Source organism: uncultured Bifidobacterium sp. (assembly GCF_959020145.1).
Taxonomy (GTDB): domain Bacteria; phylum Actinomycetota; class Actinomycetes; order Actinomycetales; family Bifidobacteriaceae; genus Bifidobacterium.
The window spans coordinates 38,153-62,263 of sequence record NZ_CAUEQY010000006.1; the positions used below are offsets into that span (position 1 = coordinate 38,153).

Below are 24,111 nucleotides of genomic sequence, written 5' to 3' on the forward strand. Positions count from 1 at the left end.
CATGATGCGCTGGCTACGCTCACTCAGCGATGTACTTCTTGCAGGCCTTGAAAGCGCTGTAGCCGGCGTACTGAGCGGTGGAGCCGAGCTCCTCCTCAATCTCGAGCAGGCGGTTGTACTTGGCGATACGCTCGCCACGAGCCGGGGCACCGGTCTTGATCTGGCCGGTGTTCTTTGCCACAGCCAGGTCGGAGATGGTGGTGTCCGGGGTCTCGCCGGAGCGGTGGGAAACCATGGAGGTGAAGCCGTTCTTGGTGGCCAGCTCGATGGCGTCGAGGGTCTCGGTGACGGTACCGATCTGGTTCAGCTTGACCAGCAGGGAGTTGGCGGCGCCGAGCTCGATGCCCTTGGCCAGACGTGCCGGGTTGGTGACCAGCAGGTCGTCGCCGACGAACTGCAGGCGATCGCCGAGCTTGGCGGTGATGGCCGCCCAGTCGTCCCAGCCTTCTTCCTGGAACGGATCCTCGATGGAGACGATCGGGTACTCGTTGATGAGGTTCTCGTAGAAGTCGAGCATGTAGCCGGCCTCACGGTCGTCGCCTTCGAAGTGGTACTTGCCGGTCTCCTTGTTGTAGAACTCGGAGGAAGCCACGTCGAGGGAGATGCCAATCTGCTTGCCCGGCTCGTAGCCGGCGGCGGAGATGGCGTCCATGATGTAGTTCAGGGAGTCCTTGTTGGACTTCATCTTCGGAGCGAAGCCGCCCTCGTCGCCGAGGCCGGTGTTCAGGCCCTGCTTCTTCAGGACGTTCTTCAGGGTGTGGTAGACCTCGACGCCAGCCTGCAGAGCCTCGCTGTAGGTGTTGAAGCCGTACGGGGAGATCATGTACTCCTGGATGTCGGTGGCGAAGTCAGCGTGGGCGCCACCGTTCATGATGTTCATGTTCGGGACCGGCAGGATGTGGCCGTTGGTGCCGCCGATGTAGCGGTACAGCGGCTGATCCGCGGACTCGGCGGAAGCGTACAGAGCGGCCAGGGACACGCCGAGGATGGCGTTGGCGCCCAGACGGCCCTTGTTCGGGGTGCCGTCGAGCTCGATCATGGTCTCATCGAGAGCGCGCTGATCGGAAGCGTCCATGCCGATGACCTTCGGAGCGATCTCCTCGTTCACGGCCTTGACGGCGTTGAGCACACCCTTGCCCTGGTAAACGGACTTGTCGCCATCGCGACGCTCCCAAGCCTCGGCTTCACCGGTGGAAGCACCGGACGGAACGAGGCCCAGGCCCTGAGCACCGTCATCGGTGTCAAGAACGACCTCGACGGTCGGGTTGCCGCGGGAATCGAGAATCTGACGCGCGTAAACGCTTTCAATTACTGCCACAACTACTCCTTATAAACGTTAGGTTGTGATGACAATGCCAAGAATAGTGCGATTTATGGACGTATGCCAAACTTTGCCCGCATGTTCCATGTGAACGCTCACACTCTTTTTTGCATCCCATTGTCATTGACGCGGTGTCGGTTTCCAGTCCAGATCGTCAAGCAATTGACTGGTCCATCCGACCACTTCGTCCGAGCTCATCGGCTTGGAACCAAGCGAGCCTGCGAATGGAGCCGGTACCAGATACGTCTTGGTCAACGGCCGGTACTGGATGCCTTTGTAGATTCTGGCCATGCGCATCTGCACGGATTCACGCGGCTCGAACTTCGACACGCGCACGTTGCGTCCTTGCGCGATGATCTCGGAAATGCCGAGCTTACGCGCCTTGAACCGCAACCGCGCCACGTCGAACAGCGCCTCGAAATCGACGGGCGGCTTGCCGTAACGGTCGGTGAGTTCGTCGCGCAGCTCGTCGAGATCGTCTTCGGTGCGTGCGGAGGCGAGTTTCTGGTACGCTTCCAATCGCAGTTTGTCCGAATCGATGTAGTCGACGGGAATGGACGCCTCGATCGGCAGGTCGATGGTGACGGCAACCGATTCCTTGCGTTCCGGCTCCTTGTACTGTTCGACCGCTTCGGACACCATACGCACGTACAGGTCGAAGCCGACGCCTTCGATATGGCCGCTCTGCTCATCGCCCAGCAAATTGCCGGTGCCGCGCAATTCGAGATCCTTCATGGCTACGTCGAAGCCAGAGCCGAGCGCGGTGTTCTGCGCGATGGTGGCGAGCCTGTCATGCGATTGCTGGGTCATCGGCTTGGTCGGATCGTACAGGAAGTACGCATACGCGCGCTCACGTCCACGACCGACGCGGCCACGCAGCTGATGCAATTGGCTCAAGCCGAAGCGGTCGGCATGGTCGACGATCAGCGTGTTGGCGTTGGAGATATCAAGGCCGGTTTCGATGATGGTGGTGCATACCAGCACGTCGATGTCGCGATGCCAGAAGTCGCGGATCACACCGTCAAGCTGTTTCTCCCCCATCTTGCCGTGGGCTATGCCGACATGCGATTCGGGCACGAGCTCGTGGATTTTCGCCGCGACGGAGGAGATGTCCTGCACACGATTGTGCACGTAGAACACCTGCCCACCACGCAACAGCTCGCGCCGGATGGCGGCGGTGACCTGCGCGTCCTCGTAAGCGCCGACGTAGGTGAGCACCGGCAGGCGATCCTCCGGCGGCGTGGCCAGCGTGGACATTTCGCGGATACCGGTGACAGCCATTTCCAACGTGCGCGGGATAGGCGTTGCCGACAGGCTCAGCACGTCCACATTGGTGCGCAACGCCTTGAGCGTCTCCTTGTGCTCGACGCCGAAACGCTGTTCCTCGTCGATGATGACGAGTCCCAGATCCTTGAACTTGATCTTCGGATTGAGCAGCTTGTGCGTGCCGATGACCACATCCACGGAACCGTCTTCAAGCCCCTTGATGGTCTCGTTAATCTCCTTGGTGGTCTGGAATCGGCTCATGGCAGCCACGTTCACGGGGAAGCCTTCGAAACGTTCGGTGAAAGTCTCGAAATGCTGTTGCACGAGCAGTGTGGTCGGCACGAGCACGGCCACCTGCTTGGAATCCTGCACCGCCTTGAACGCGGCGCGCACCGCGATTTCGGTTTTGCCGAAGCCCACATCGCCGCAGATCAGACGGTCCATCGGAATGGGTTTCTCCATATCCGACTTGACCTCGTCGATGGTGGTGAGCTGGTCGGCCGTCTCCTGATAGGGGAAAGCGTCCTCCAGCTCCTTCTGCCACGGCGTGTCCTTGCTGAAGGCATAGCCTTTCGTACGCTGGCGTGCCGAGTAGAGCTTGACCAGATCCTCGGCGATCTCATGCACATGCTTGCGCGCCTTGGCTTTGGTGGCGGCCCAGTCGGAACCGCCCAGCTTGTTGAGTTTCGGCGTTTCGGCGCCGATGTATTTGCTGACCTGGTCGAGCTGGTCGGTGGGGATGAACAGTTTGTCCGCCGGCGCGCCTCGTTTGCTGGGAGCGTATTCGATGACCAGGTATTCGCGGGTGGTCTGGTTCTCGCCTTTGCCGATGGTACGTTGGCGCATCTCGACGAACCGGCCGATGCCATGCTGTTCGTGCACGACGTAATCGCCCGTTTTGAGTTCCATCAGGTCGATGGCCTTGCGGCGGCGTTTCGGCGTTTTCGCCTGTCCTGCGGCGGATGTGCGGCCGGTCAGGTCGCGTTCGGTGAGCAGGGCGATTTTCGCGGCGTCGTCCACGAAACCGTCGATGGCGCGCGATCGGACGCAATCGAAATTCGCGATGCCGGTTTCGTTGATCGCACGCTTCAGTCGGGTGAGTGTGCCTTGGGCCGCGGCCGTGATCGTCACCGCATAGCCGGCGTCGAGCAGTCCTTCGATGCCGGAGGCCGCTTTGTTTTCGTCACCGCGGTATTCACCGGGTTTGGTGGCATCAAGTTGGATGTGGCCTTCCCGGGTGGCGTCGACGCCGAAGCTGGTGAGTTTCCACACGTCATGTTTGGAGAAGACGAGTGCGGAGATGGTTTCCTCGAAATCGTAGAAATTCGCCTGGTCGAAGGTGATCGGCGCTCCGGCGCCATGTCCGGATGCGGCGACATGCCAGCTTGCGGCAAGGAATTCGTTGGCGGTTTTCGCCAGATCGTCGGCGGCGCGACGAAGTTTTTCCGGGTCGGACAGCATGACCAGCGCATGCTTGGGCAGCATGCCCTGCACCGGTTCCATATCGTCGACCAGCGCGGGCAGCAGCGATTCCATGCCTTCCACCGGGATGGCGTTGGCGATGGATTCGAGCATGTCCTCGGCGTTGGGAATGGAGCCGATCAGCGATTTCGCACGTTGGCGAATCTGGTCGGTCAACTGCAGTTCACGGCATGGCGTGGCCCATACGGTGGAAATATCCTTACCGTAGGTGCGCTGGTCGGATGCGTGGAATTCACGTATGGTGTCGATCTCGTCGCCGAAGAATTCGATACGCACCGGATGCGGCAGAGTGGGCGGAAAAACGTCGATGATGCCACCGCGGACGGCGAATTCGCCACGGTCCATCACCAAGTCGACGCGCGTGTACGCGTTTTCCACCAGTTTGCGGGATGCTTCGTCAAGAGGCAGTTCCTCGCCTTGGGAGAACACGAGTGGTTCGACGTCCCCCAAGCCTGCGACCACCGGTTGGATGAGGGAGCGCACCGGCATGACCAGAATGCGGATGGGGCCGAACAGCGTGCTGCCCTCTTCGGGATGCTTCAGCCTGCGGAACACCGCCATGCGGCTTGCCACAGTGTCCGCGCGTGGTGAAAGCCGTTCATGGGGAAGGGTCTCCCATGCTTCAAGCTGCGCCACATCGTTTGGGTCTCCGTCATACCAGGAACGGATGGACTCCACGGCTTCCTCCGCTTCGCGGCTGGAGGCGACGACGAGCACGACCGGCTGTTTGCCCGCAGCGCCGGCTGCGAGCGCCGGGCGTAGGCCGTCCGGCACACCGACGGTGATGCTGGGGTCGATGTCTGATTCCGGTTCTTCGATTTCCCCGGCGATGAGCGCGCGGAAATCGTCATCGGTTTCCAGCACGTCGAGGATGCCGGCAAGCGAGCCTGCGGTCGGCAGTTGCGGTGGTTGCGCCGGAGACGTCGGTTCAGCGGCCATTGAATCGCTCCTGGGCTTTGGCGAGACCGTCGAAGATGATGGTTTCGGCCGCGTCGGCACCGTCGGCGAGGAATTCGGGGAGCTGCTTGCGTTGGTCCGGTCCGAAGCCGCCCAGCACCCAGTTCACGGTGTTGTCGTGCGCGTGGGCTCCGCGTTGGGCGTGGCCGACGCCCATGCGCACGCGCGCGTATTTCGGGGTGCCGAGCGAACGGTCGATGGATTTGATGCCGTTGTGCCCGCCTGCGGAGCCGCCGGCTTTGACTTTGATTCTGCCGAAGTCGAGGTCCATGTCGTCGTGGATAACCACGATATGGTCCGGTTCGATCTGGTAGTAGGCGCTGATGGAGGCGACCGCGTTGCCGGATTCGTTCATGTAGGTGAGTGGCTTGGCGAGGAAGAATTTGACGTTGCGGCCGGATAGGTTCATCACGCCTTTGCCGAGCATGGCGAGTCCCTTGTGGTCGGAGAAGTTGACGGACCAGCGTTCGGCCAGCACGTCGGCGGTCATGAAGCCCATGTTGTGGCGGGTGCCCTCATATTTGGAGCCGGGGTTGCCCAGTCCTGCGATCAGCCAGAAATCAGATGCCATAATAATCGTCCATTCCTCTGTGTTCTTGCGTGCTCTCGTCTTGTTTAACCGCACAGATTCTACTGTCAGGTGCTTACAGGTCGAGATGCCAGTAGCTCATGTCGCGCATGGTTCCGGTGGAGTCGGTGGCGGCTTGGGGCATGAGTCCGAATTGGGTGAATCCGAAATGTTTCATCAGTGCGATGGATCCGCGGTTGTCGGCGAAGATGATGCCGCAGGCTTTGCGCATGTGGCGGTTTCGGCATTCGTCAAGCAGTCTGGCCAGTGTGAAGGTGCCCGCTCCCCTGCCCTGCCATTCGGGGGCGATGTAGTAGGCGAGGTCGGTGACGCCGTCGTAGCCGGCGCGGTCGTAGAACACGGACAGCGCGGAGAAGCCGATGATCCGTTCGCCGCCTTCCGTGGCTGCATCCGTGGCAGGCACGGTGGTGACGAACACCGCATATGGATCGTGGTGCGATTCCACCCATGCCTTGCGTTGCGCGTAGGTACGTGGCGTGGTGTCGGCGGACGAGCCGCCGCGGATGACTGCCGCGTTGTAGATGTCGGTGATCGCTTGGATATCGTCTTGCGTCGCGATGCGGAAAGAATAGTCGGCCATGCGCCCAGCATACCCGGCGGCGAACGACAACAGGGGCCGGTTCCTTTGGAAGGAGCCGGCCCCTGCGTATTTCATGAAGGGAATCGGACGGGAATCACTGTTCGAGTTCGATGGCCTTGTTCAGTGCTTCCTGAAGCTGCTTCTGAGCGTCGCCGTAGGCGGACCAATCGCCCTTCTTCATGGCGGCATCGGAATCCTTCATGGCCTGTGCGGCATCGTCGAGTGCCTTCTTCAGGTCGGCGCTCATCGTGCCGGACGAATCGCCATTATTGCCGCCGGTCTTACCGTCGGTATTGGATGGCGTGTCCTGCTTGCCGTCAGTGTTGGTCTTGCCATCGGCGGAATCGTCGTTCTTAGCATCCTGCTTGTCATCGGTGGTGTCGCCCACGTTTTCGGCGTCGCCTGCGGACGCGCCGGAATCGCCGCCGAACACCTGGTCGAGAGCCTCGTCCAGCGTGTCGGCGAAGCCGACCTGGTCGCCGAATGCGACGAGCACCTTCTTCAGCAGCGGGAAGCTGGTGGAGCCGGACGATTTGACGTACACCGGCTGCACGTAGACCAGGCCTCCGCCGAGAGGCAGGGTGAGCAGGTTGCCGCGCTGCACATTGGTCGAGCCGGATTCGAGCAGGTTGAGTTCCTTCGACACGTCGGCGGATGCGTTGAAGTTGTTCTGCGCCTGGCCGGGGCCCGGCACGTTGGAATCCTTCGGCAGTTCCTGCAATCGTATGGTGCCGTAGCTCGAGCCGATTTTGCCTTTCTCGTGGCCCGCGTCGGAATCGACCGACAGGAAGCCGGTCAGGATTTCCCTGGTGGACGAGCCTGCGGGAATGTACGACGAGGTCAGCGAGAACACCGGTTCGCTGGAGCCGCCGGTCTGCAGCGTCAGATAGTACGGCGGCTGCAGGATGTCTCGCTGTTGCGCCTGCTGCGATTCGGTCGGGTCGACGGGGGTCTGCCAGAAATCCTCTCCGGAGAAGAACTGGTTGGCGCTGGACACGTGGTATTTGGCCAGCAGTTCGCGCTGCACCTTGAACAGGCTTTCCGGATAACGCATGTGGCTCATCAGGTCGCCGGAGATTTCCGACAGCTGGTGGTACTGGCCGGGGAAGATCTTCTCCCAGGCTTTGATGACCGGGTCGGACTGGTCCCATACATACAGGTCCACGGAACCGTCGTATGCGTCCACGGTGGCTTTCACGGAATTGCGGATGTAGTTGGCGTTCTTCGAGTTCAGGCTGCTTACCGTGTCGGAGGATTCCGTGGTGGAGTCCTTGGTGGCCTCGCCCAAGTCGGTCATCTGAGAGTATGGGTAGGCGTCCGAAGTGGTGTAGCCGTCCACGATCCACTTGACCCGTCCGTCCACCACGGCCGGGTATACGCGGCCGTCAAGCGTCAGATACGGCGCGACTTTGGCCACACGTTCCTTCGGGGAACGGTCGTAGAGAATCTGCGAATTGGAGTTCACACGGTTGGAGAACAGGATCTGGTCGGAGCCGAAGCGGATGGCGTACAGCAGTCTGGAGAAGATGTTGCCGATCTTCGGACCGCCATCGCCCTTGAAGGTGTTGGTGGCGCCTTCCGAACCGGTCGGATAGTCGAATTCCCAGGATTTGGTGCCTTCCGGAGCGCCTACGATCGAATATTCGGTGGCGTTCGGAGAGAAGTAGATGCGAGGCTCGTACTTTTCGTAATCGGTGAGCTTGCCTTGGGTGGGGATGCCCGCTTCGAAGAACTTCGGCTGGCCGTCGGCGGTCACCTTGTTGCCGTAGGCGGCCACAACGCCATAGCCGTGCGTGTACACGGTGTGGTCGTTGACCCAGTTGCGGTTGTCGAGACCGTCCAGATCGAGTTCGCGCGCGGCGATCACCGTGTCCTGGCTGACGCCGTCGACGTCGTATTTGTCGACCGCGACGGTGTCGGCGAACGTGTAGTACTGCTTGGACTGCTGCAGCTGTTTGAACGTCGGGGAGATGATCTGCGGGTCGAGCAGGCGGATCTGAGCGGTGGATTCCGCGGAATCGGCCAATGCGCCTTCCTCGCCTTCGGTGGTGGCCTTGTACTGTTCGGCCTTCACCTTGTCCAAACCGTACGCGGCGCGGGTGGCGTCGATGTTGCGCTGGATATAGGTGGATTCCATTTCCTGCGCGTTCGGATTGACGCGGAAGCGCTGCAGCAGCACCGGCCAGGCCACGGTAAGCACCAGGCTCACCACGATGGCGGAGGCGATGGCCACGGTCGGCACCTTCCACGCCTTGAGCGCTTCGGAAGCACGTGCCGCGATGGGTGCGGAACCTTCCAACGTATGGGATTTCATAATCCACAGGCCCAGTATCACGCCAAGGATGGCGGTGATGGCGGCCATGATGAACGTGACGGGGATGGTGGCGTTCACCGTGGTGTAGGTGGCACCGGTGATTCTGCTGCCTTCCTCGGTCAGGTGCGAGAACACTCCCAGAACCTGATTGGCGGCCCAGGCGAACATGTTGAGCATCAGCCAGATGCCGATCTGGCGGCGGGCGCGTTTGGTGATGCGGAACAGGCCATGGCCGTTCACCGGCATGGTGATGCGGATGCCGCCCATAAGCACGTGGGTGACGATGGAGAAGATGATGCCAGCGAGCAGCAACAGCGAGACAGCGGACATGATGAGTTTCAGTCCGGGCAGCACGAACACGTAGAAGCCGTTGTCGATGCCGAACTGCGGATCCTTGGTGCCGAAGCTTTGCGAGTTGAACATGAGCAGGATTTCGGACCAGTTCGCGTTGAACTGGGAGCCGAACACCAGTCCGACAATCAGGGAGATGACCACGGCGATGCGTCGAGCGCTCTTGGAGCTCACGCTCTTGCCGATTTCGATGGTGTCGCCGTTCACGCGGATGGTGGAGCCGTCCGCAGCGTCGGGACGCGCCCATATCGCCAGCGTGGCGGAGATGAAGCCGACTGCGGCGATGAGCACCGCGTACGCCAGCCAGAGGCCGACCCTGGTGCCCAGCTGCGTCCAAATCACGCTTTGGAAGCCGAGCTGGCTGTACCACATGACATCGGTGACGAACTGCGCGAGCGCGAAGAACAGTCCGATGACGATGGCGAGCGCCAGCACCACGCCGATGAAGATCTTGCTGCCGTTCGACGGTTTGCGCGGACGGTTCGGCTTGCTGGTGATGCGGGGGCCCGAAGGTCGTTTCGGGGGAACGTTCGACGATGGTTGCGGACCGTCCCCTCCGTCGGTTTCGACGTTGAGGATGATCGGATCGTCGTTGCTGGGTTTGCGCGGATTCTGCCTGCCGGCACGGTTCGAGCCGCCTTCGGGATCGAACATGGGACCAAACATATCAAAGAAAGACATGCTAATAGCCTAGCGACAGGCGAGGAACGCCGTTAAGCCGCCAGCCGAACGGATCTGGCCGTGGGCTGAATCGGCTGTTCCGTGGCATGTCCGTATGAAGAGAACATATGGGGAATGCCGGCATGCCATAATGGCGGTATGAAGAAGGCTCATGGGTTTTTCACACGATTGGTGGCTGCCTGCTGCGTGGCGATGCTGCCGGTCACGTTGGCCGCATGTTCCGGCGACGCTTCCCCATCGGACGCCGCCACCGCAGCTTTTTCCACTCGCCGGCCGACGGTCACGCATGATTCCCTCGACAAGGCGCAAGTGCCGTCCGTCCGCGACGATTCGCCGCATGCCAAGGCGGTGCGGGCCGTGGAGTCCATGAGTGTCGAGGAACGGGTCGGGCAGCTGGTTATGGCGCCATTGTTCGCTGGTTCCGATCCGTCATCGTTGTATGACCTCATTGCGAACAGGCATGTTGGTTCGGTTTTGATCATCGGCAACTGGACTTCGGGGATCGCCGGGGTCGCGGCCGCCACATCCACGCTGCAATCGTATGCTCCGGGCGACAACCAGCTGTTGATGTCCACCGATCAGGAGGGTGGTCTGGTCCAGCATCTCAAGGGGGCCGGGTTCGATACCATGCCTTCGGCCACCCAGCAGGGCGCAATGGATGTCAGCCAGTTGAGGCAATCGGCATCCGCATGGGGCACGCAGCTCAAGGCTGCCGGCATCAATGTCGATCTGGCACCCGTCGTCGGCACGGTGACCGTGGACCGTTCGTCGAACGCCCCGATTGGCGCGCTGTACCGTGATTTCGGTCTTGATCCGGCCGGCAATGCGGACCATGCGAAGGCGTTCATACAGGGCATGTCCGATTCGGGGGTAGGCAGCGCCATCAAACATTATCCGGGTTTGGGATCGGTGACCGGCAATACCGATTTCACCGCGAACGGCATCCTCGACACCACCACCACGTTGGATGGTCCGGAAATCAGCGCGTTCAACAGCACGTTGGAGGCAAGCCCTTCGATGGTGATGATGTCTTTGGCCACATATCAGGCGATCGATCCGAATAATCCGGCCGTGTTCTCATCAACGCTGGTCACCGGCTATCTGCGCGGGAAAATCGGCTTCCAAGGCGTCGTCACTTCCGATTCCCTGTCCGCAACGGCTTTGAGTGGCGTGCAGCCGAGTGATTTGGGTGTGCGGCTGGTCGAAGCCGGCGGCGATTTGGCATGTATCGGCGCCTCTTCCTACGTGCAGCCGGTGTTGGACGGATTGAACGCCAAAGCGGCCGGCGATGCGACGTTCGCGCGGAAGGTGCAGCAATCCGCCATTCGTGTGATGACGCTCAAATACGAGATGGGGCTCGCCAGGTAATCGCAATGCCAAGCACAGGCGGAAGCCGTCTTACGAGAAAACCAGCTGTACCAGCAGCATATAGACGGCGGTGCCGCCGGCGATCGACAGCAGCATGTTCCTTTTCCATATGTGCAGCAGGGCGATTGCGATAATCGCCAACAATTCGGGAATGCCGTGGCTGCCTGACGTCAGGTGCACTCCTTTGAGCGAGTACACGACAAGCAGGCCTGTCATGGCATACGGCAGGACGGTGCCCAGGTAGGTGATGAAACGCGGCGGTTCCTTCGATTCGGGGAACAGCAGGAACGGCAGGAAACGTGTCAGCATGGTGCCGAGCATCGCCATGATGATGGTGATGACGCCTTGCCACGTGGTCATGATCATCATGCGTTCGTCTCCTTGTCCGCGTTGTTCGTTTCGTTCTCCCCGTCCGTCTTGTCGATCTTCAGGTCGTCCAGGTATGGCCGCAGCAGAATGAACATGACGAGCATGGCGACCAGGGATGGGATCATGAAATTGTCGGCGCCGAACACCCCCAGACAGATCGCGGGCACCGCTATGCCGGTAAGCGCGGCCATGTGGCTTTTGCGTTTCGTGGTCAGCCATTGATCCACGAAAATGACGGCGAACATGGCGGTCATGATGAAGTCGAGACCGGAGGTGTTGAAGGTGATGCGTTCTCCGAGAAGGCCGCCAAGCGTGGCGCCGGCCACCCATGATGACTGGTTGAGCAGGCCGACGAAGAAGTAGAACCATCCGCGATCGACGTCGGCCGCAATGATGGTGCCGTTGTCGATGGCGAAGGTCTCGTCGCACAACGAGAAAATGAGATACGGCTTCTTGGCGCCCATGTTCTTGAACCGGCCGAGCATGGAGATGCCGTAGAACAGATGACGGGTGCCGAGCATGACGGCCAGCATGAACGTGACGAACGGGTTGAACGCGGACACCAGCAGATTCACGGTGACGAATTCCATGGAACCGGTGAAGATGAACGCGCTCATGCACATGGGCCACAGGAACGAAAAGCCGCGCGTGCCCATCAGCACGCCGTACGACAACGCCAGAAGGAAAAAGCTGATGCAGACCGGCGACGTCCGCGGCAATGCCGTTCTGAGCGCCTTGCCCATGACGGCGTTCCTGTTCTGCGTCCGCACCATTAAATATCAGCCCTTCTTCCGTCCGTTCCCATGCTTCTCTTCTCATGCCTTCTCTTGCCGCGTCCTGATATACCCCGACGCGCCACAACGACGGCCAACATACTATCGCCGACCCCGACAAACCATGCGCAACCGTATCGACGCGTGGACATCGACGAATTACGTACAAAGCAAGCGCGACGAGATTATCATGCTGCATACTGGAACGTAACGAAAAACCTTTGGACAAGGAGCATGAATGAAGACACTGGTACTGGTATTCCACCCGCATCTGGAAAAATCGCAGGTCAACCGCAAGCTCATGGACGCGGCCAACGAGACCGGCGACGTGACCGTGGTGGACGAGTACGCCGCATATCCCGACTTCAAAATCAACGTCGAACATGAGCAGGAGCTCATCGAAACGCATGACCGCATCGTGCTGCAGTTCCCGTTCTACTGGTACAGCTCCCCCGCGCTGCTCAAGCAGTGGGAGGATGACGTGATCAAGGCCGGCTGGGCCTACGGCGGCGGGCGGGCGCTCGAAGGCAAGGAGTTCATGTTGGCCGTGTCCACCGGCTCTCCGGCGGACTCCTACACGCGTGAAGGCAGCCATGTGCGCACCATGGAGGAGCTGCTTTCCCCGTTCGAGACCACGTTCCGTCATACGCATGCCACATATCTGAAGCCGTTCCTCATCCAAGGCGTCGCCACGTCCACCGATGAGCAGATCGACGCCGCCGTGGCGAAGTATCCGGCAGCGCTGATCGGCTGATTCCTCTGCCTGTTTCGGCGCGCATTTCCCGATTTTCCGCAGGGAGCCGTGTTCGTTCCAGACGAACGTGGCTCCCTGTTTGACTTCAAGTACTTGAAGTTCCTAGTCTCTTCCAACAGAGCATGAAGGAGCATACGGTGAATAACACTCCAGATACATTTACATCCGCTGCGGAGCAGGACATGTCCGAAACCCGCCAGGCGTTCCTCACCGGCGAGCGCGCGGAGTTCTTCGCGCATGACCGCCGGTACGTCGATACGATTTTCGACGATGGCGAATCGCCGTTGAAGCATGCCCATGACATCGAACTGAGGTCGAGCTCGTTCAAATGGAAGTATCCGCTGTGGTATTGCTCGGATATCGATGCGAAGGACTGCACGTGGTTTGAGATGGCACGTGCGGGCGTATGGTACACGGACCATATCACGGTGGAGGATTCAACGATCGAGGCGCCGAAGAATTTCCGCCGCTGCCATGACGTGACGTTACGCAACGTGGATTTCGTCAACGCCGAGGAGACGTTGTGGGCCTGTTCCGGCGTGACGTTGGACAATGTGAGCGCGCATGGCGACTATCTGGCGATGAATTGCGCGGATGTGAAAGCCGACAACCTACGTTTGGTGGGCAATTATCCGTTCGATGGCGCAAGGAACGTGGAGATTTCCAATTCCCGTCTGATTTCGAAGGATTGTTTCTGGAACTGTGAGAACGTGACAGTGCGCGATTCGTTCATTTCCGGCGAGTATCTGGCGTGGAACTCGCGTAACGTGACGTTCGAGCATTGCACGATCGAAAGCCTGCAGGGCCTGTGCTACGTGGACCATCTGGTGTTGCGTGACTGCCGGCTCGTCAATACGACGCTCGCGTTCGAATATTCCTCCGTCGATGCCGACGTGCATGGCACGATCGACAGCGTGTTCAATCCTTCGTCCGGCACGATTCGCGCCGACCATATCAACGAGCTGACGCTCGATCCGGCGAAAATCGATCCGACGGCCACGACGATCGTGACAGCCGACGCCGCATAACAGTAGGTAGGATTGGCGGTATGACTTACGATTTCGATACTCCGATCGACCGTTCCGGCACGTACTCGCTCAAATGGGAGGAGGCTGGCGACGCGCTGCCCATGTGGGTGGCGGATATGGATTTCCAGACCGCGCCCGTAATCCGCGAGGCGTTGCGTCGGCGCGTCGAGCATGGCGTTTTCGGCTATTCGATCGTGCCGCCAGAATGGAATCAGGCGTACGTGGATTGGTGGGGACGCCGTCATGGGCTTGCCATCGACCCGGACTCGCTGGTGTTCTGCACCGGTGTGGTGCCGGCGATCTCCAGCATGGTCAGGAAACTCACCACGCCGAACGAGAACGTCGTGATCATGACGCCGGTCTACAACATCTTCTTCAATTCGATTCTCAACAATGGCTGCCGTGTGCTTGAATCGCCGCTCGCCTATGACGGCGAAGGACATTACGAGATCGATTGGGCTGATTTCGAAACGAAACTCGCCGACCCGCAGACCACGCTGATGATTCTGTGCAACCCGCATAATCCGATCGACCGTATTTGGGATTGTGAGACTTTGGAACGTATCGGCGAACTGTGCTGGAAGCATCATGTGACGGTGGTCAGCGATGAGATTCACTGCGATCTGACCGATCCGGGTTTCGATTACGTGCCGTTCGCCTCGGTGGGTGAGCATTGCGCGATGAATTCGGTGACCTGCATGGCTCCGACCAAAACGTTCAACATCGCAGGACTGAATTCCGCGGCCGTGATGATTCCGAATCCGGTGTTGCGTCATAAGGTGTGGCGAGCTTTGAACACCGATGAGGTGGCGGAGCCGAACGCCTTCGCCATGGACGCCACCCTGGCCGCGTTCAATGAGGGCGAACCGTGGCTGAACGAATTACGAGCCTATCTGGCCGGCAACAAGGCGACCGCGCGTGCGATGTTCGACAAATACAACGCTTCGGTGCCGGCCGACCGGCGCATCATCATGGTCGAAGGACATGCCACCTACCTGTTGTGGGTCGACTGTTCGGCCATCACGCATGACACGGATGCGTTGTGCGATTATCTCAAGCGCGAGCATAAGGTGATGTTCTCCGAGGGTTCCGAATATGGTGGCAACGGTCATGATTTCGTGCGTATCAACGTGGCCTGTCCGCGTGCACGCATGATCGAGGGTCTTGCACGGTTCATCGACGGTCTGCTCGCGTATCGAGCACAATCGTTTCCAAAGATGGACTGATAAACCCTTGGACTGACGCATGACGGATGCGGCAACGGCCTCTTCAAGGACCATGAAAGGACGCAACATGGTGGTGGTGTTTTTCTCCCGCGCCGGCGAAAACTACGAAGTGGGCGAGGTGACGGTCGGCAATACCGCGAAGCTTGCCCAAGAGGTGGCCCGGCGGACCGATTCGCCGATGATTGAAATCACACGTACCGAGCCTTATCCGGAACGGTACGCCGCGACCTCAGAAATGGTGCAGGAGGAGCAGCGTGTCAACGCGCGTCCGCTGTTCACGCTCAGCGGCGATACCGATGCGCTCGATTCGTCCGATACCGTGTTCCTTGGCTATCCGATTTGGTGCGGCGATATGCCGATGCCCGTGTACGCTTTTCTGGAAAGCCGCGACTGGTCCGGCAAAACCATTTATCCGTTCTGCACGCACGGCGGCAGCGGGCTTGGACGGACTCCGGAACGTATCACCGCAATCACCAAGACGACGGTGAAGCCGGGGCTTGCGGTCATGGGGACCGACGCACAGAACAACGCAAGTAAAGCCGCCGAAGCCGTCAGCGGGTGGATCGCCAAATCCGGTCTATAGATTCGCAATCCACATCCATCCGTTCCGTCTGCTTCAGCACGCCTTCGAGTTGGAGCAGACGGATTTTGGTTTCAATGCCTCCCGCATAACCGGTGAGACTGCCGTCAGCGCCGACGACCCGATGGCAGGGCACGATAAGCGCGATCGGATTGCGGTGCACCGCTCCCCCGATGGCGCGTGCGGATACCCTACGCCCGTCCGCACGTTTCAACTCCAATCGACGTGCGAGTCCGCCGTATGAAACCGTTTCGCCGTATGGCACTTTCCGCAGCAATGCCCATGCTTCCTTGCGAAACGGCGTGCCTTCCAGCCGCAACGGCACTTCGGTCCGAGGTATGCAACCTGCAAAGTATTCGTCCAGCCATCGTTTCGCGGCGCCAATCGTCGGCGAATCACCCAAAACCGCGGAATCATCGTCCGCATAGCCTGGCTGCCAATCGAACCACAGGCCGAGCAATGCCGTTTCGTCGGTGATCAGCGTGATGCCGCCAAGCGGCGAATCGTAATGCGACTTTGTTTTCACCACTGTCCTCCATCCCTCCACAAAACACCTATCTCGCCTATGGATGGCGGATTTCGTCTTTCGACACATGTTATCTCGCTTATAGATGGCGGACGGCAAAGTGAAAAGCCGCGCTTTTTACCCCCATACGCTATCTCAGGGGGTATAAGTCGAAAAACATCCGCCATCTATAGTGGAGATAGCATCAGGCAGACCCGCAAATCCGCCATTCATAGGCGAGATAGGACCAAAACGAAGGAGTTGGCATGGGATACGCACTCATCACGGGAGCGTCCGGCGGCATCGGACGCGAACTGGCGGCGCTGTTCGCAGCGGACGGACATGACCTGGTGATCACCGCCCGCAGCCAGGAACGGCTTGACATGATAAAAACCAAGCTCGAGCAGCGTTTTGGCGTGCATGTGGTGACGTTCGCCATAGATCTGAGCGAAGCCAACGCACCGAAGAAACTCCATGATTTCACCACATCACAAGGTATTGCGGTCGACCATCTCGTTAATAACGCAGGCTTCGCTGACTGGACGGATTTTCTCGACGCCGACTGGAACCGGCAAAACGAGATGATGCAGCTCAACATGCATGCGCTCGCTGAGTTGACGTATCGGTATGGCCGAGACATGCGCGCCAACGGGCATGGCAGGATTTTGAATATTTCGTCCGTCGCCTCGATGATGGCAGGCCCATACATGGCGATGTATTTCGCGTCGAAGGCATTCGTGCGCTCGCTATCCGAGGCCGTGGCCCACGAATTGCGCGGCACGGGCGTGACGGTGACCTGCGTATGTCCCGGTCCGACCACGACCGGCTTTCAGAAGGCTGCGAATATGAGTGGCCGCAACTTCTTCACCATGACCAAACCGGCCACCGCACGTCAGCTTGCCACGTACGCCTACCGCAGGATGATGCGCGGCTCAACCCTCGCCTACCATGGTCCGCTCACCAAGGCGGGCGCGCTCGCGGAACGGGTTCTTCCCCGCGCTCTGACCCGGCGAATCGCCGCGTTCATGAACGGCGGCAAGCCGCACACGCTTAAGGTTTAACGGCGAATCGCTTGGACGGACGGTAGCAGAGCAGAGCGATGCCGATGAGTACGGCGGTTGCGGCGAGGCTGATCGGGTAGACGATCATGATGGCCTCGAACGTGCGATGCGCGGGGAACACGAACGCGATCCAGGTGATGCGCACGCCGACCACGCCGATTACGGTGAGCAGCGCCGGCACCAGTGAGATGCCGAAGCCGCGCAGATATCCGGACATGACCTCGTACAGCATGCTGAACGTGTAGGCGGAGAACACCATGACGAGTCTGGTGTAGCCGACGGAAATGACCTCCGGTGTCGCATCGAACAACGCCAGCAGACTATGGCCGAAGAACAGCACGACGGCGATGGTGGCCGCGGTGACGATGAAATCCTCCAGAATGCAGATGCCAAGCACGCGCTTGCAGCGTCCGATCCGTTTGGCTCCATAGTTTTGCCCGGTGAAGGTGGCGCAGGCCTGGCTGAACGAGTTGAGCACGTAGTAGGCGATGATTTCGATGTTGAACGCGGCGCTGGAGGCGGCCATGACAACGGTGCCGAGACTGTTGATGGCGGCTTGGATGATGATGTTGGCCACGGCGAACACCGCGCTTTGCACGCCGGCGGGCAGTCCGATGCGCAGAATCTGACGCAGGGTGAACCAGTCGATGCCGAACTCGCGCAAATCAACATGGATGGCTGCGTCAGTATGAACCAGTCGATACAGCAGAATCATGGAGCTGACGACGTTCGCGATGACTGTGGCCGTCGCGACGCCCGAAACACCCCAATGGAACAATACGACGAAAATCAGTCCCATGGTCACGTTGAGCACGCCGGAAATGGCGAGTACGGCGAGCGGAGCCTGGGTGTCGCCGATGCTGCGGAAGATGGCTGTTTCGAAATTGTATAGCAGGATGACGGGCATGCCGATGAGGTAGATGCGCAGGTATGCGAGCGCCAGGGGGAACACGTCGGCGGTCACGTTGAGCATGCCGAGAAGCGGTCCGGCGAGCAATTCTCCGATGATGGCGACGATCACGCCGCCGATCAGGGCGGTGACGATGGACGTGTGCACGGCGTTGCGCACCGCTTCGCGGCTGCCTCGTCCGATGGCGTTGGCGATGACGACGTTCGCGCCGAGAGCGATGCCGATGAACAGGTTGAGGATGAGTCCGGTGACGGGCGCGTTGGAGCCGACGGCCGCGACCGCGGCGGTGCCGTCGGATTGGGAGAAGTTGCCGACGATCATGATGCCGGATGCGTTGAAGAGTTGTTCCAGAATGCCGGTCGCCGCCACGGGGAGCGCGAATCGCAGGACTTTCGTCCATATGCGCCCGTGCAGCATGTCTATACCCTGCTTGTTGTGCACCACGTTTTTGCCTCCGCCAGCCGCAGCCGGCTCGTCGTTCGCTTCCGAAGGCATTGTAGTGGCGGCACCAAACGAGGGAACCGCCATGCCGTTTTGTAGGATGCTCTAAAAAAGGGCCATGACGTTTTCGAATTCCCTTTGGCGGCGAGTGGAGCCCGCGCGTTAGTATGAAAGGCATGAGTGAAACCGTTTCAACCGCATCCAACGCGGCCGACGCATGGACGAATCCGCTGCGCGACCCGCGCGATCTGAGACTTCCCCGCATCGCAGGCCCATGCAGCATCGTGATTTTCGGCGTGACCGGCGATCTGTCCCGTAAGAAGCTGCTCCCCGCCATCTACGATCTGGCCAACCGTGGCTTGTTGCCGCCAAGCTTCGGTCTGACAGGCTTCGCACGCCGCGACTGGACCGAGGACCATTTCAAGGACTTCGTCAAGGAGAACGTGCAGGCGCATTGCCGTACGCCGTTCAAGGAATCGACTTGGAAGCAGCTTGCGGCCGGTATCCGTTTCGTACAGGGCACGTTCGATGATCCGAAAGCGTTCGAGCGTCTGTCCGACACGGTCGCCGAGCTTGACCGCGACCGTGGCACGCGCGGCAATCACGCGTTCTACATGTCGGTGCCGCCGCGCGCGTTCCCGCAGGTGTCCCGTCAGCTGGCCGACTGTGGTCTGGCGAAAAGCGACAAGGGCGCTTGGCGTCGTGTGATCATCGAAAAGCCGTTCGGTCATGACCTGGCCAGCGCCAAGGAGCTCGATCGCGTGGTCTCCGAAGTGTTCGACCCGTCGAGCGTGTTCCGCATCGACCATTATCTTGGCAAGGAGACCGTGCAGAACATGCTGGCGTTGCGTTTCGCGAACGCCATGTACGAGCCGATCTGGAACAACAATTACGTCGACCATGTGCAGATCACCATGGCCGAGGACATCGGCGTGGCCGGGCGCGCCGGATACTACGACGGCATCGGCGCCGCACGCGACATCATCCAGAACCATCTGCTGCAGCTTATGGCGTTGACCGCCATGGAGGAGCCCGTCTCCTTCTCCGCCGCCGATCTGACCGCCGAGAAGACCAAGGTGCTCTCCGCCGTGCGCCTGCCCAAGGATCTGGCCGCGCACACCGCGCGAGGCCAGTACGCCGCCGGATGGCAGGGATCGCACGAGGTGGTCGGCTACTTGGACGAGAAGGGCATCGATCCCGAATCCACCACCGAGACCTATGCCGCGATCCGCCTGGACGTCGACACCCGCCGTTGGGCCGGCGTGCCGTTCTATCTGCGTACCGGCAAGCGCCTGGGCAAGCGCGTCACGGAGATCGCCGTGGTGTTCAAACGCGCCCCGCATCTGCCGTTCGAATCGACCGCCACCAAGGAGCTCGGCAAGAACGCCGTCGTGATCCGCGTGCAGCCCGACGAGGGCGTGACCATGCGCTTCGGCGCGAAGGTGCCGGGCGGCACGTCGATGGAGGTGCGCGACGTGTCGATGGACTTCGGCTACGGTCGCTCGTTCACCGAATCCTCCCCTGAGGCATACGAACGCCTGATCCTCGACGTGCTGCTGGGCGACCCGCCGCTGTTCCCCACCACCGAGGAGGTCAACCTTTCGTGGAAGATCCTCGACCCGATCGAGGAGTTCTGGTCGACGCTCGGCCAGCCGCAGCCGTATCGTTCCGGCACGTGGGGGCCGGAGGAGGCCGTTGAAATGCTCGCCCGCGATGGACACCGTTGGAGGATGCCGTGATCATTACCCTGCAAGACACCGAGACCCGCGAGATCTCGGCGAAAATCGACGAACTGCACGAGGAGCGCGGCGAGGCGGCCCTGGGCCGTGTGCTCACCCTGCTCATCTCCACCAACGAGGCCGAGCTCGAGCATGATCTCGAAGTCGCCAACAATGCGAGCCGCGAGCATCCCTGCCGTGTGATCGCGGTCGCCCCGAGCAGCCGCAAGATCAGCCCGGAAGAGGAGCATCCCACCTTCCTTGACGCCGAGATCCGCTTCGGCTCCGACGCCGGTGCGGGCGAGATCATCGTGCTTCGTCCGCGCGGCGGTCTGGTCCGTCACGCCGACACCCTGGTGATCCCGCTGCTCGTGCCTGACGCTCCCGTGGTGGCATGGTGGCCGAACGAGGCGCCCGCGAATCTGTCGAAGGACCTGCTCGGCTCCATGGCCAGCAGCCGCATCACCGACGCGATGCACTCCTCGAACCCGCGGCGCACGATGGACGATCTGCGCCGCAACCGCTCCGCCAAGGACGTGGACATGTCGTGGACACGCCTGACCGTATGGCGTGCGATGATCGCCTCGATGCTCGACCAGCCGCCGCACCTGCCGGTGAGCAATGTGCGCGTGACCGGGCAGAAGGATTATCTGCCGTTGGATCTGCTGGCCGCATGGCTGCGACTGCGCCTGAACGTGCCGGTGATGATCGAGGAGGATCCGAACGCCACGGCCGTCACCGGCGTGTACCTGACGCGCGGCGACGGCGTGCTGAGCCTGGAGCGCCCCTCCACCGACGACGGGTTCGCCGTGATCAGTGTGCCCGGCCAGTCGCCGCAGACCATCAGCGTGCCCGCGCGCACGCTTGAGGAATGCCTGAGCGAGGAGCTTGGCCGCCTCTACCCCGATGAGATCTACAGCGAGGTCGTCTCGCAAGGACTAGATCTCGTCAAGCCCAGGCAGTAGCCACCGAGCGTCGAACCATAATACAAGGAGTGAACGTGACAGAACGTAAAACCGTCGTATACCCCAATCCGCAGGTACTGGCGGAGGCTGTGGCCGCGCGCACGCTGCTGACCATCATCGATCTGCTGGCCGAGCCGAATCGTAAACGTGTGGATATCGCCGTGACCGGCGGCACCGACGGTAACCGTGTGTTCGCCGCGATGAACGCCAGCCCGCTGAACGATGCCGTGGACTGGAGCCGTGTGCACGTGTGGTGGGGCGACGAGCGCTTCGTGGCGGCCGATGACGACGACCGCAACGCGAAGCAGGCTCGCGAGGCCTGGTACGGTGCGCTTGTGGAAAGCGGGCGCATGCCGGCGGCGAACATCCATGCGATGCCGGCCGATACCCGCGGCGCCGAGGAGATCGCCGCCGCCTCCCCCGAACAGACCGATGCGGTGCTGGCCGAGGCCGCCGCGGAGTACCAGCGCGAGCTCATCGAGCAGTTGGGCGAGAATCCGGCATTGGATATCGCGATGTTCGGCATGGGGCCGGACGCGCATTTCGCGTCCCTGTTCCCCGACCACGGCGAGGCCGAGATCGACGACCCGCACGTGCTGGTCGCAGGCGTGCGCGATTCGCCGAAACCGCCGCCGCTGCGCCTGACATTGACCGTGCCGATGATCGTCCGGTCGAAGCATACGTGGGTGTTCACCTCCGAAGAGCGTAAGGCCGGCGCGGTCAAGGCCGCCTTCGCCCAGCGCAACAACCCGCATGCCCCAAGCTCCTACGCCGATGGCGAGGAACTGCTCTGGCTCATTGACGAGGGTGCCGCTTCCAAGTTGTGAGGTTCATCCGAAACAGGTAACAGGGGGTGTCCCGCGACTCATGCCGTGAGACACCCCTTTTTTTTTGAGTGTTGATTGATTGTTGAGTGTCGTTTTGACGCAGGTTCCCGCTGGACTGCAGCTTCGTAGGCGGTTTCGCGTTTCCGTAGGCGGTTGCCCCAAGTATCGGGGTCATGGAAAAGGCCGGTTTCCGGCCTTTTCCGCAGCAGGCTCCCAAGACCAACCACCTATGGAACGCAAAAACCACCTACGGAATCCCAATCCGCCGCCTATTTCGCCCCATAGCTTCCGAAAACCTCTCGGAAGGAGGTTAGACGATGGCATTAGACTCCCCTAGAAACGCAAATGGGATGCATCACAACCACAAGTACCATTCGTTCTGCTTACGGAGCGACACTATGCTCCGTCAATGCAACGGTACGGCAATATCGCAGCTCAGTAATATGCATATGCCAGAGGTCTTGCAATGGAACACATCGCAAGACCTCTGGCATATCCGCCCTGACACAGAGGCAAGGAAAAGATCAGGCTTCGATCTCTTCGCGGCCCGGCTCGGCCCACAGGGTGTGGAACGCGCCCGGCTGGTCCACGCGCTGGTAGGTGTGGGCGCCGAAGTAGTCGCGCTGGCCCTGGATGAGGGCGGCCGGCAGACGCTTGGAACGCAGGCCGTCGAAGTAGGACAGCGACGAGGCGAACGCCGGGGTCGGCAGACCGTTGATGGCGGCCTGGGCGACCACGTTGCGCCAGGACTTCTCGGCGTTTTCGATGGCGTTCTTGAAGTACGGGGCGAACAGCAGTGACACGTTGGCCTCGCCGGATTCGAACGCTTCGGAAATGCGGTTGAGGAACTTCGCGCGGATGATGCAGCCGCCACGCCAGATGCGTGCCACGGCGGCGAGGTCGATGTCCCAGCCGTATTCCTTGGCGGCGGTGGTGATCTCGTTGAAGCCCTGTGCGTAGGCGACGATCTTGGAAGCGTAGAGGGCCTGACGGATGTCTTCGATGAAGGCCTTCTTCTCGTCGTCGTTCAGGTTGAGCTTGCCGTCGGGGCCGGCGAAGCCCTGCTTCTGGGCTTCCTCACGCAGGTCGGCTTCGGAGGACAGGCCGCGGGCGAACACGGCTTCGGCGATGCCGGTGACCGGCACGGCGAGGGACAGTGCGGTCTGCACGGTCCAGGTGCCGGTGCCCTTCATGCCGGCGTGGTCGACGATGAGGTCGACGAGCGGCTTGCCGGTCTTCTTGTCGACCTGGTGCAGCACTTCGGCGGTGATTTCAATGAGGTAGGAGTCGAGTTCGGTCTTGTTCCACTCCTCGAACACGTCGCCGATCTCGGCCGGGGTCATGCCCAGGCCGCGGCGCATGAGGTCGTAGCTTTCGGCGATGAGCTGCATGTCGGAGTATTCGATGCCGTTGTGCACCATCTTGACGAAGTGGCCGGCACCGTTGAGTCCGATGTGGGTGACGCACGGTTCGCCTTCGGCCTTGGCCGCGATGGATTCGAAGATCGGCTTGAGGGTCTTCCAAGATTCCTCGGAACCACCCGGCATCATGGACGGACCAAGCAGGGCGCCTTCCTCGCCACCGGACACGCCGCAGCCGACGAAGTGCAGGCCGCGGGCGCTGATTTCCTTTTCGCGGCGGATGGTGTCCGGGAAGTAGGCGTTGCCGGCGTCGACGATGATGTCACCCGGCTCCATCAGGTCGGCGAGCGCGTTGATCATGGCGTCGGTCGGCTCACCGGCCTTGACCATGATGATGGCGGTGCGCGGCTTGACGAGGCTGTCCACGAATTCCTCAAGCGTCTTCGCCGGATAGAACTCGCCTTCGCCGCCATGCTCGTTCATGAGCTTTTCGGTACGGGCGTAGGTGCGGTTGAACACGGCCACCTTGTTGCCGTGGTGAGCGAGATTGCGTGCGAGGCTGCCGCCCATGGCAGCCAGACCGACGACGCCGACGTTTGCTTCAGCTGACATACTGTTCCCTTTCATGGAGAAACGTAGTACTTTTTATGAACCTTCCCCAGTGTAGCCCCGAGCGCACCCAAA

Annotated in this window: 20 protein-coding genes; 10 read left to right on the plus strand and 10 right to left on the minus strand. The window is 60.8% G+C overall.

Annotated elements, in window-relative coordinates:
- Nucleotides 1-19: 19 nt before the first annotated feature.
- The 5 genes from eno to Q5H33_RS03465 all read right to left on the minus strand — a co-directional run bounded on the left by eno (nucleotide 20) and on the right by Q5H33_RS03465 (nucleotide 9,541).
- A complete protein-coding gene (gene eno, locus Q5H33_RS03445) occupies nucleotides 20-1,318 on the minus strand; it encodes a phosphopyruvate hydratase (RefSeq protein WP_302423031.1) in 1,299 nt (432 codons plus the stop codon).
- A 123-nt stretch (nucleotides 1,319-1,441) separates the two neighbouring features.
- Nucleotides 1,442-5,008 carry a transcription-repair coupling factor gene (mfd, locus tag Q5H33_RS03450; RefSeq protein ID WP_055309242.1) on the minus strand — a complete coding sequence of 1,189 codons (3,567 nt, stop codon included), beginning with the start codon at nucleotides 5,006-5,008 and terminating at the stop codon, nucleotides 1,442-1,444.
- Complete coding sequence (gene pth / locus Q5H33_RS03455; protein WP_011743073.1) at nucleotides 4,998-5,597, minus strand: aminoacyl-tRNA hydrolase; 600 nt, start codon at nucleotides 5,595-5,597, stop codon at nucleotides 4,998-5,000. Before pth ends, mfd begins: the two co-directional genes overlap by 11 nt.
- 73 nt (nucleotides 5,598-5,670) lie before the next feature.
- The gene (locus tag Q5H33_RS03460; protein ID WP_011743072.1) at nucleotides 5,671-6,195 is read right to left on the minus strand and encodes a GNAT family N-acetyltransferase; all 525 of its coding nucleotides are present in this window, start codon (nucleotides 6,193-6,195) and stop codon (nucleotides 5,671-5,673) included.
- Nucleotides 6,196-6,289: 94 nt separating this feature from the next.
- Nucleotides 6,290-9,541, minus strand: a complete 3,252-nt coding sequence (locus Q5H33_RS03465; protein WP_302423038.1) for a UPF0182 family protein — start codon at nucleotides 9,539-9,541, stop codon at nucleotides 6,290-6,292.
- Nucleotides 9,542-9,907: 366 nt separating this feature from the next.
- Between Q5H33_RS03465 and Q5H33_RS03470 the strand changes: the two genes are divergently transcribed.
- A complete protein-coding gene (locus tag Q5H33_RS03470; RefSeq protein WP_151915626.1) occupies nucleotides 9,908-10,909 on the plus strand; it encodes a glycoside hydrolase family 3 N-terminal domain-containing protein in 1,002 nt (333 codons plus the stop codon).
- Between the two features lie 30 nt (nucleotides 10,910-10,939).
- Here Q5H33_RS03470 and Q5H33_RS03475 read toward each other — a convergent pair whose 3' ends face one another.
- Complete coding sequence (locus tag Q5H33_RS03475; RefSeq protein ID WP_026645783.1) at nucleotides 10,940-11,275, minus strand: branched-chain amino acid transporter permease; 336 nt, start codon at nucleotides 11,273-11,275, stop codon at nucleotides 10,940-10,942.
- Nucleotides 11,275-11,997 carry an AzlC family ABC transporter permease gene (locus Q5H33_RS03480; protein ID WP_223896007.1) on the minus strand — a complete coding sequence of 241 codons (723 nt, stop codon included), beginning with the start codon at nucleotides 11,995-11,997 and terminating at the stop codon, nucleotides 11,275-11,277. The genes Q5H33_RS03475 and Q5H33_RS03480 overlap by 1 nt, the downstream gene beginning before the upstream one ends.
- On the opposite strand from Q5H33_RS03480, the gene Q5H33_RS03485 reads away from it, so the two are divergent.
- The 5 genes from Q5H33_RS03485 to Q5H33_RS03505 all read left to right on the plus strand — a co-directional run bounded on the left by Q5H33_RS03485 (nucleotide 11,882) and on the right by Q5H33_RS03505 (nucleotide 15,642).
- Nucleotides 11,882-12,262 carry a hypothetical protein gene (locus Q5H33_RS03485; protein WP_223896008.1) on the plus strand — a complete coding sequence of 127 codons (381 nt, stop codon included), beginning with the start codon at nucleotides 11,882-11,884 and terminating at the stop codon, nucleotides 12,260-12,262. The two genes, Q5H33_RS03480 and Q5H33_RS03485, sit on opposite strands and share 116 nt — an antisense overlap.
- Before the next feature lie 27 nt (nucleotides 12,263-12,289).
- A complete protein-coding gene (locus Q5H33_RS03490; protein WP_003808930.1) occupies nucleotides 12,290-12,805 on the plus strand; it encodes an NAD(P)H-dependent oxidoreductase in 516 nt (171 codons plus the stop codon).
- 182 nt (nucleotides 12,806-12,987) lie between these two features.
- Nucleotides 12,988-13,833, plus strand: a complete 846-nt coding sequence (locus tag Q5H33_RS03495; protein WP_042990758.1) for a DUF3737 family protein — start codon at nucleotides 12,988-12,990, stop codon at nucleotides 13,831-13,833.
- A 20-nt stretch (nucleotides 13,834-13,853) separates the two neighbouring features.
- A complete protein-coding gene (locus tag Q5H33_RS03500) occupies nucleotides 13,854-15,059 on the plus strand; it encodes a MalY/PatB family protein (protein ID WP_003808927.1) in 1,206 nt (401 codons plus the stop codon).
- 52 nt (nucleotides 15,060-15,111) lie between these two features.
- Nucleotides 15,112-15,642, plus strand: coding sequence for a flavodoxin (locus Q5H33_RS03505; protein ID WP_302423043.1), 531 nt, complete (start codon nucleotides 15,112-15,114; stop codon nucleotides 15,640-15,642).
- On the opposite strand, the gene Q5H33_RS03510 is transcribed toward Q5H33_RS03505, so the two are convergent.
- A complete protein-coding gene (locus Q5H33_RS03510) occupies nucleotides 15,611-16,168 on the minus strand; it encodes a methylated-DNA--[protein]-cysteine S-methyltransferase (protein WP_033500122.1) in 558 nt (185 codons plus the stop codon). The genes Q5H33_RS03505 and Q5H33_RS03510 overlap by 32 nt on opposite strands.
- Before the next feature lie 242 nt (nucleotides 16,169-16,410).
- Here Q5H33_RS03510 and Q5H33_RS03515 point away from each other — a divergent pair, with 242 nt between their 5' ends.
- Nucleotides 16,411-17,205, plus strand: coding sequence for an SDR family oxidoreductase (locus Q5H33_RS03515; protein ID WP_055680428.1), 795 nt, complete (start codon nucleotides 16,411-16,413; stop codon nucleotides 17,203-17,205).
- On the opposite strand, the gene Q5H33_RS03520 is transcribed toward Q5H33_RS03515, so the two are convergent.
- Entirely contained in the window at nucleotides 17,195-18,610 is a 1,416-nt protein-coding gene (locus Q5H33_RS03520; RefSeq protein WP_201290140.1) for an MATE family efflux transporter, read from the minus strand. The genes Q5H33_RS03515 and Q5H33_RS03520 overlap by 11 nt on opposite strands.
- 122 nt (nucleotides 18,611-18,732) lie before the next feature.
- Between Q5H33_RS03520 and zwf the strand changes: the two genes are divergently transcribed.
- Genes zwf through pgl form a run of 3 tightly spaced genes read left to right on the plus strand, consistent with a single transcriptional unit; the run spans nucleotide 18,733 to nucleotide 22,066 of the window.
- Nucleotides 18,733-20,295, plus strand: coding sequence for a glucose-6-phosphate dehydrogenase (gene zwf, locus Q5H33_RS03525; protein ID WP_011743063.1), 1,563 nt, complete (start codon nucleotides 18,733-18,735; stop codon nucleotides 20,293-20,295).
- The gene (locus Q5H33_RS03530; RefSeq protein ID WP_011743062.1) at nucleotides 20,292-21,239 is read left to right on the plus strand and encodes a glucose-6-phosphate dehydrogenase assembly protein OpcA; all 948 of its coding nucleotides are present in this window, start codon (nucleotides 20,292-20,294) and stop codon (nucleotides 21,237-21,239) included. Before zwf ends, Q5H33_RS03530 begins: the two co-directional genes overlap by 4 nt.
- Nucleotides 21,240-21,274: 35 nt before the next feature.
- Entirely contained in the window at nucleotides 21,275-22,066 is a 792-nt protein-coding gene (gene pgl / locus Q5H33_RS03535; protein ID WP_085379442.1) for a 6-phosphogluconolactonase, read from the plus strand.
- A 524-nt stretch (nucleotides 22,067-22,590) separates the two neighbouring features.
- On the opposite strand, the gene gndA is transcribed toward pgl, so the two are convergent.
- Complete coding sequence (gndA, locus tag Q5H33_RS03540; protein WP_033500126.1) at nucleotides 22,591-24,039, minus strand: NADP-dependent phosphogluconate dehydrogenase; 1,449 nt, start codon at nucleotides 24,037-24,039, stop codon at nucleotides 22,591-22,593.
- Nucleotides 24,040-24,111 lie beyond the last annotated feature (72 nt).

What these genes read in the sequence shown, in the direction of transcription:
- Q5H33_RS03515 (WP_055680428.1), top strand. Translation starts at nt 16,411, where the DNA reads ATGGGATACGCACTCATCACGGGAGCGTCCGGCGGCATCGGACGCGAA.
- pth (WP_011743073.1), bottom strand. Translation starts at nt 5,597, where the DNA reads ATGGCATCTGATTTCTGGCTGATCGCAGGACTGGGCAACCCCGGCTCC.
- Q5H33_RS03505 (WP_302423043.1), top strand. Translation starts at nt 15,112, where the DNA reads ATGAAAGGACGCAACATGGTGGTGGTGTTTTTCTCCCGCGCCGGCGAA.
- Q5H33_RS03465 (WP_302423038.1), bottom strand. Translation starts at nt 9,541, where the DNA reads ATGTCTTTCTTTGATATGTTTGGTCCCATGTTCGATCCCGAAGGCGGC.
- Q5H33_RS03460 (WP_011743072.1), bottom strand. Translation starts at nt 6,195, where the DNA reads ATGGCCGACTATTCTTTCCGCATCGCGACGCAAGACGATATCCAAGCG.
- zwf (WP_011743063.1), top strand. Translation starts at nt 18,733, where the DNA reads ATGAGTGAAACCGTTTCAACCGCATCCAACGCGGCCGACGCATGGACG.
- Q5H33_RS03495 (WP_042990758.1), top strand. Translation starts at nt 12,988, where the DNA reads ATGTCCGAAACCCGCCAGGCGTTCCTCACCGGCGAGCGCGCGGAGTTC.
- Q5H33_RS03485 (WP_223896008.1), top strand. Translation starts at nt 11,882, where the DNA reads ATGAACGCGCTCATGCACATGGGCCACAGGAACGAAAAGCCGCGCGTG.
- Q5H33_RS03520 (WP_201290140.1), bottom strand. Translation starts at nt 18,610, where the DNA reads ATGCCTTCGGAAGCGAACGACGAGCCGGCTGCGGCTGGCGGAGGCAAA.
- gndA (WP_033500126.1), bottom strand. Translation starts at nt 24,039, where the DNA reads ATGTCAGCTGAAGCAAACGTCGGCGTCGTCGGTCTGGCTGCCATGGGC.
- Q5H33_RS03475 (WP_026645783.1), bottom strand. Translation starts at nt 11,275, where the DNA reads ATGATCATGACCACGTGGCAAGGCGTCATCACCATCATCATGGCGATG.
- Q5H33_RS03490 (WP_003808930.1), top strand. Translation starts at nt 12,290, where the DNA reads ATGAAGACACTGGTACTGGTATTCCACCCGCATCTGGAAAAATCGCAG.
- Q5H33_RS03500 (WP_003808927.1), top strand. Translation starts at nt 13,854, where the DNA reads ATGACTTACGATTTCGATACTCCGATCGACCGTTCCGGCACGTACTCG.
- Q5H33_RS03470 (WP_151915626.1), top strand. Translation starts at nt 9,908, where the DNA reads ATGAGTGTCGAGGAACGGGTCGGGCAGCTGGTTATGGCGCCATTGTTC.
- mfd (WP_055309242.1), bottom strand. Translation starts at nt 5,008, where the DNA reads ATGGCCGCTGAACCGACGTCTCCGGCGCAACCACCGCAACTGCCGACC.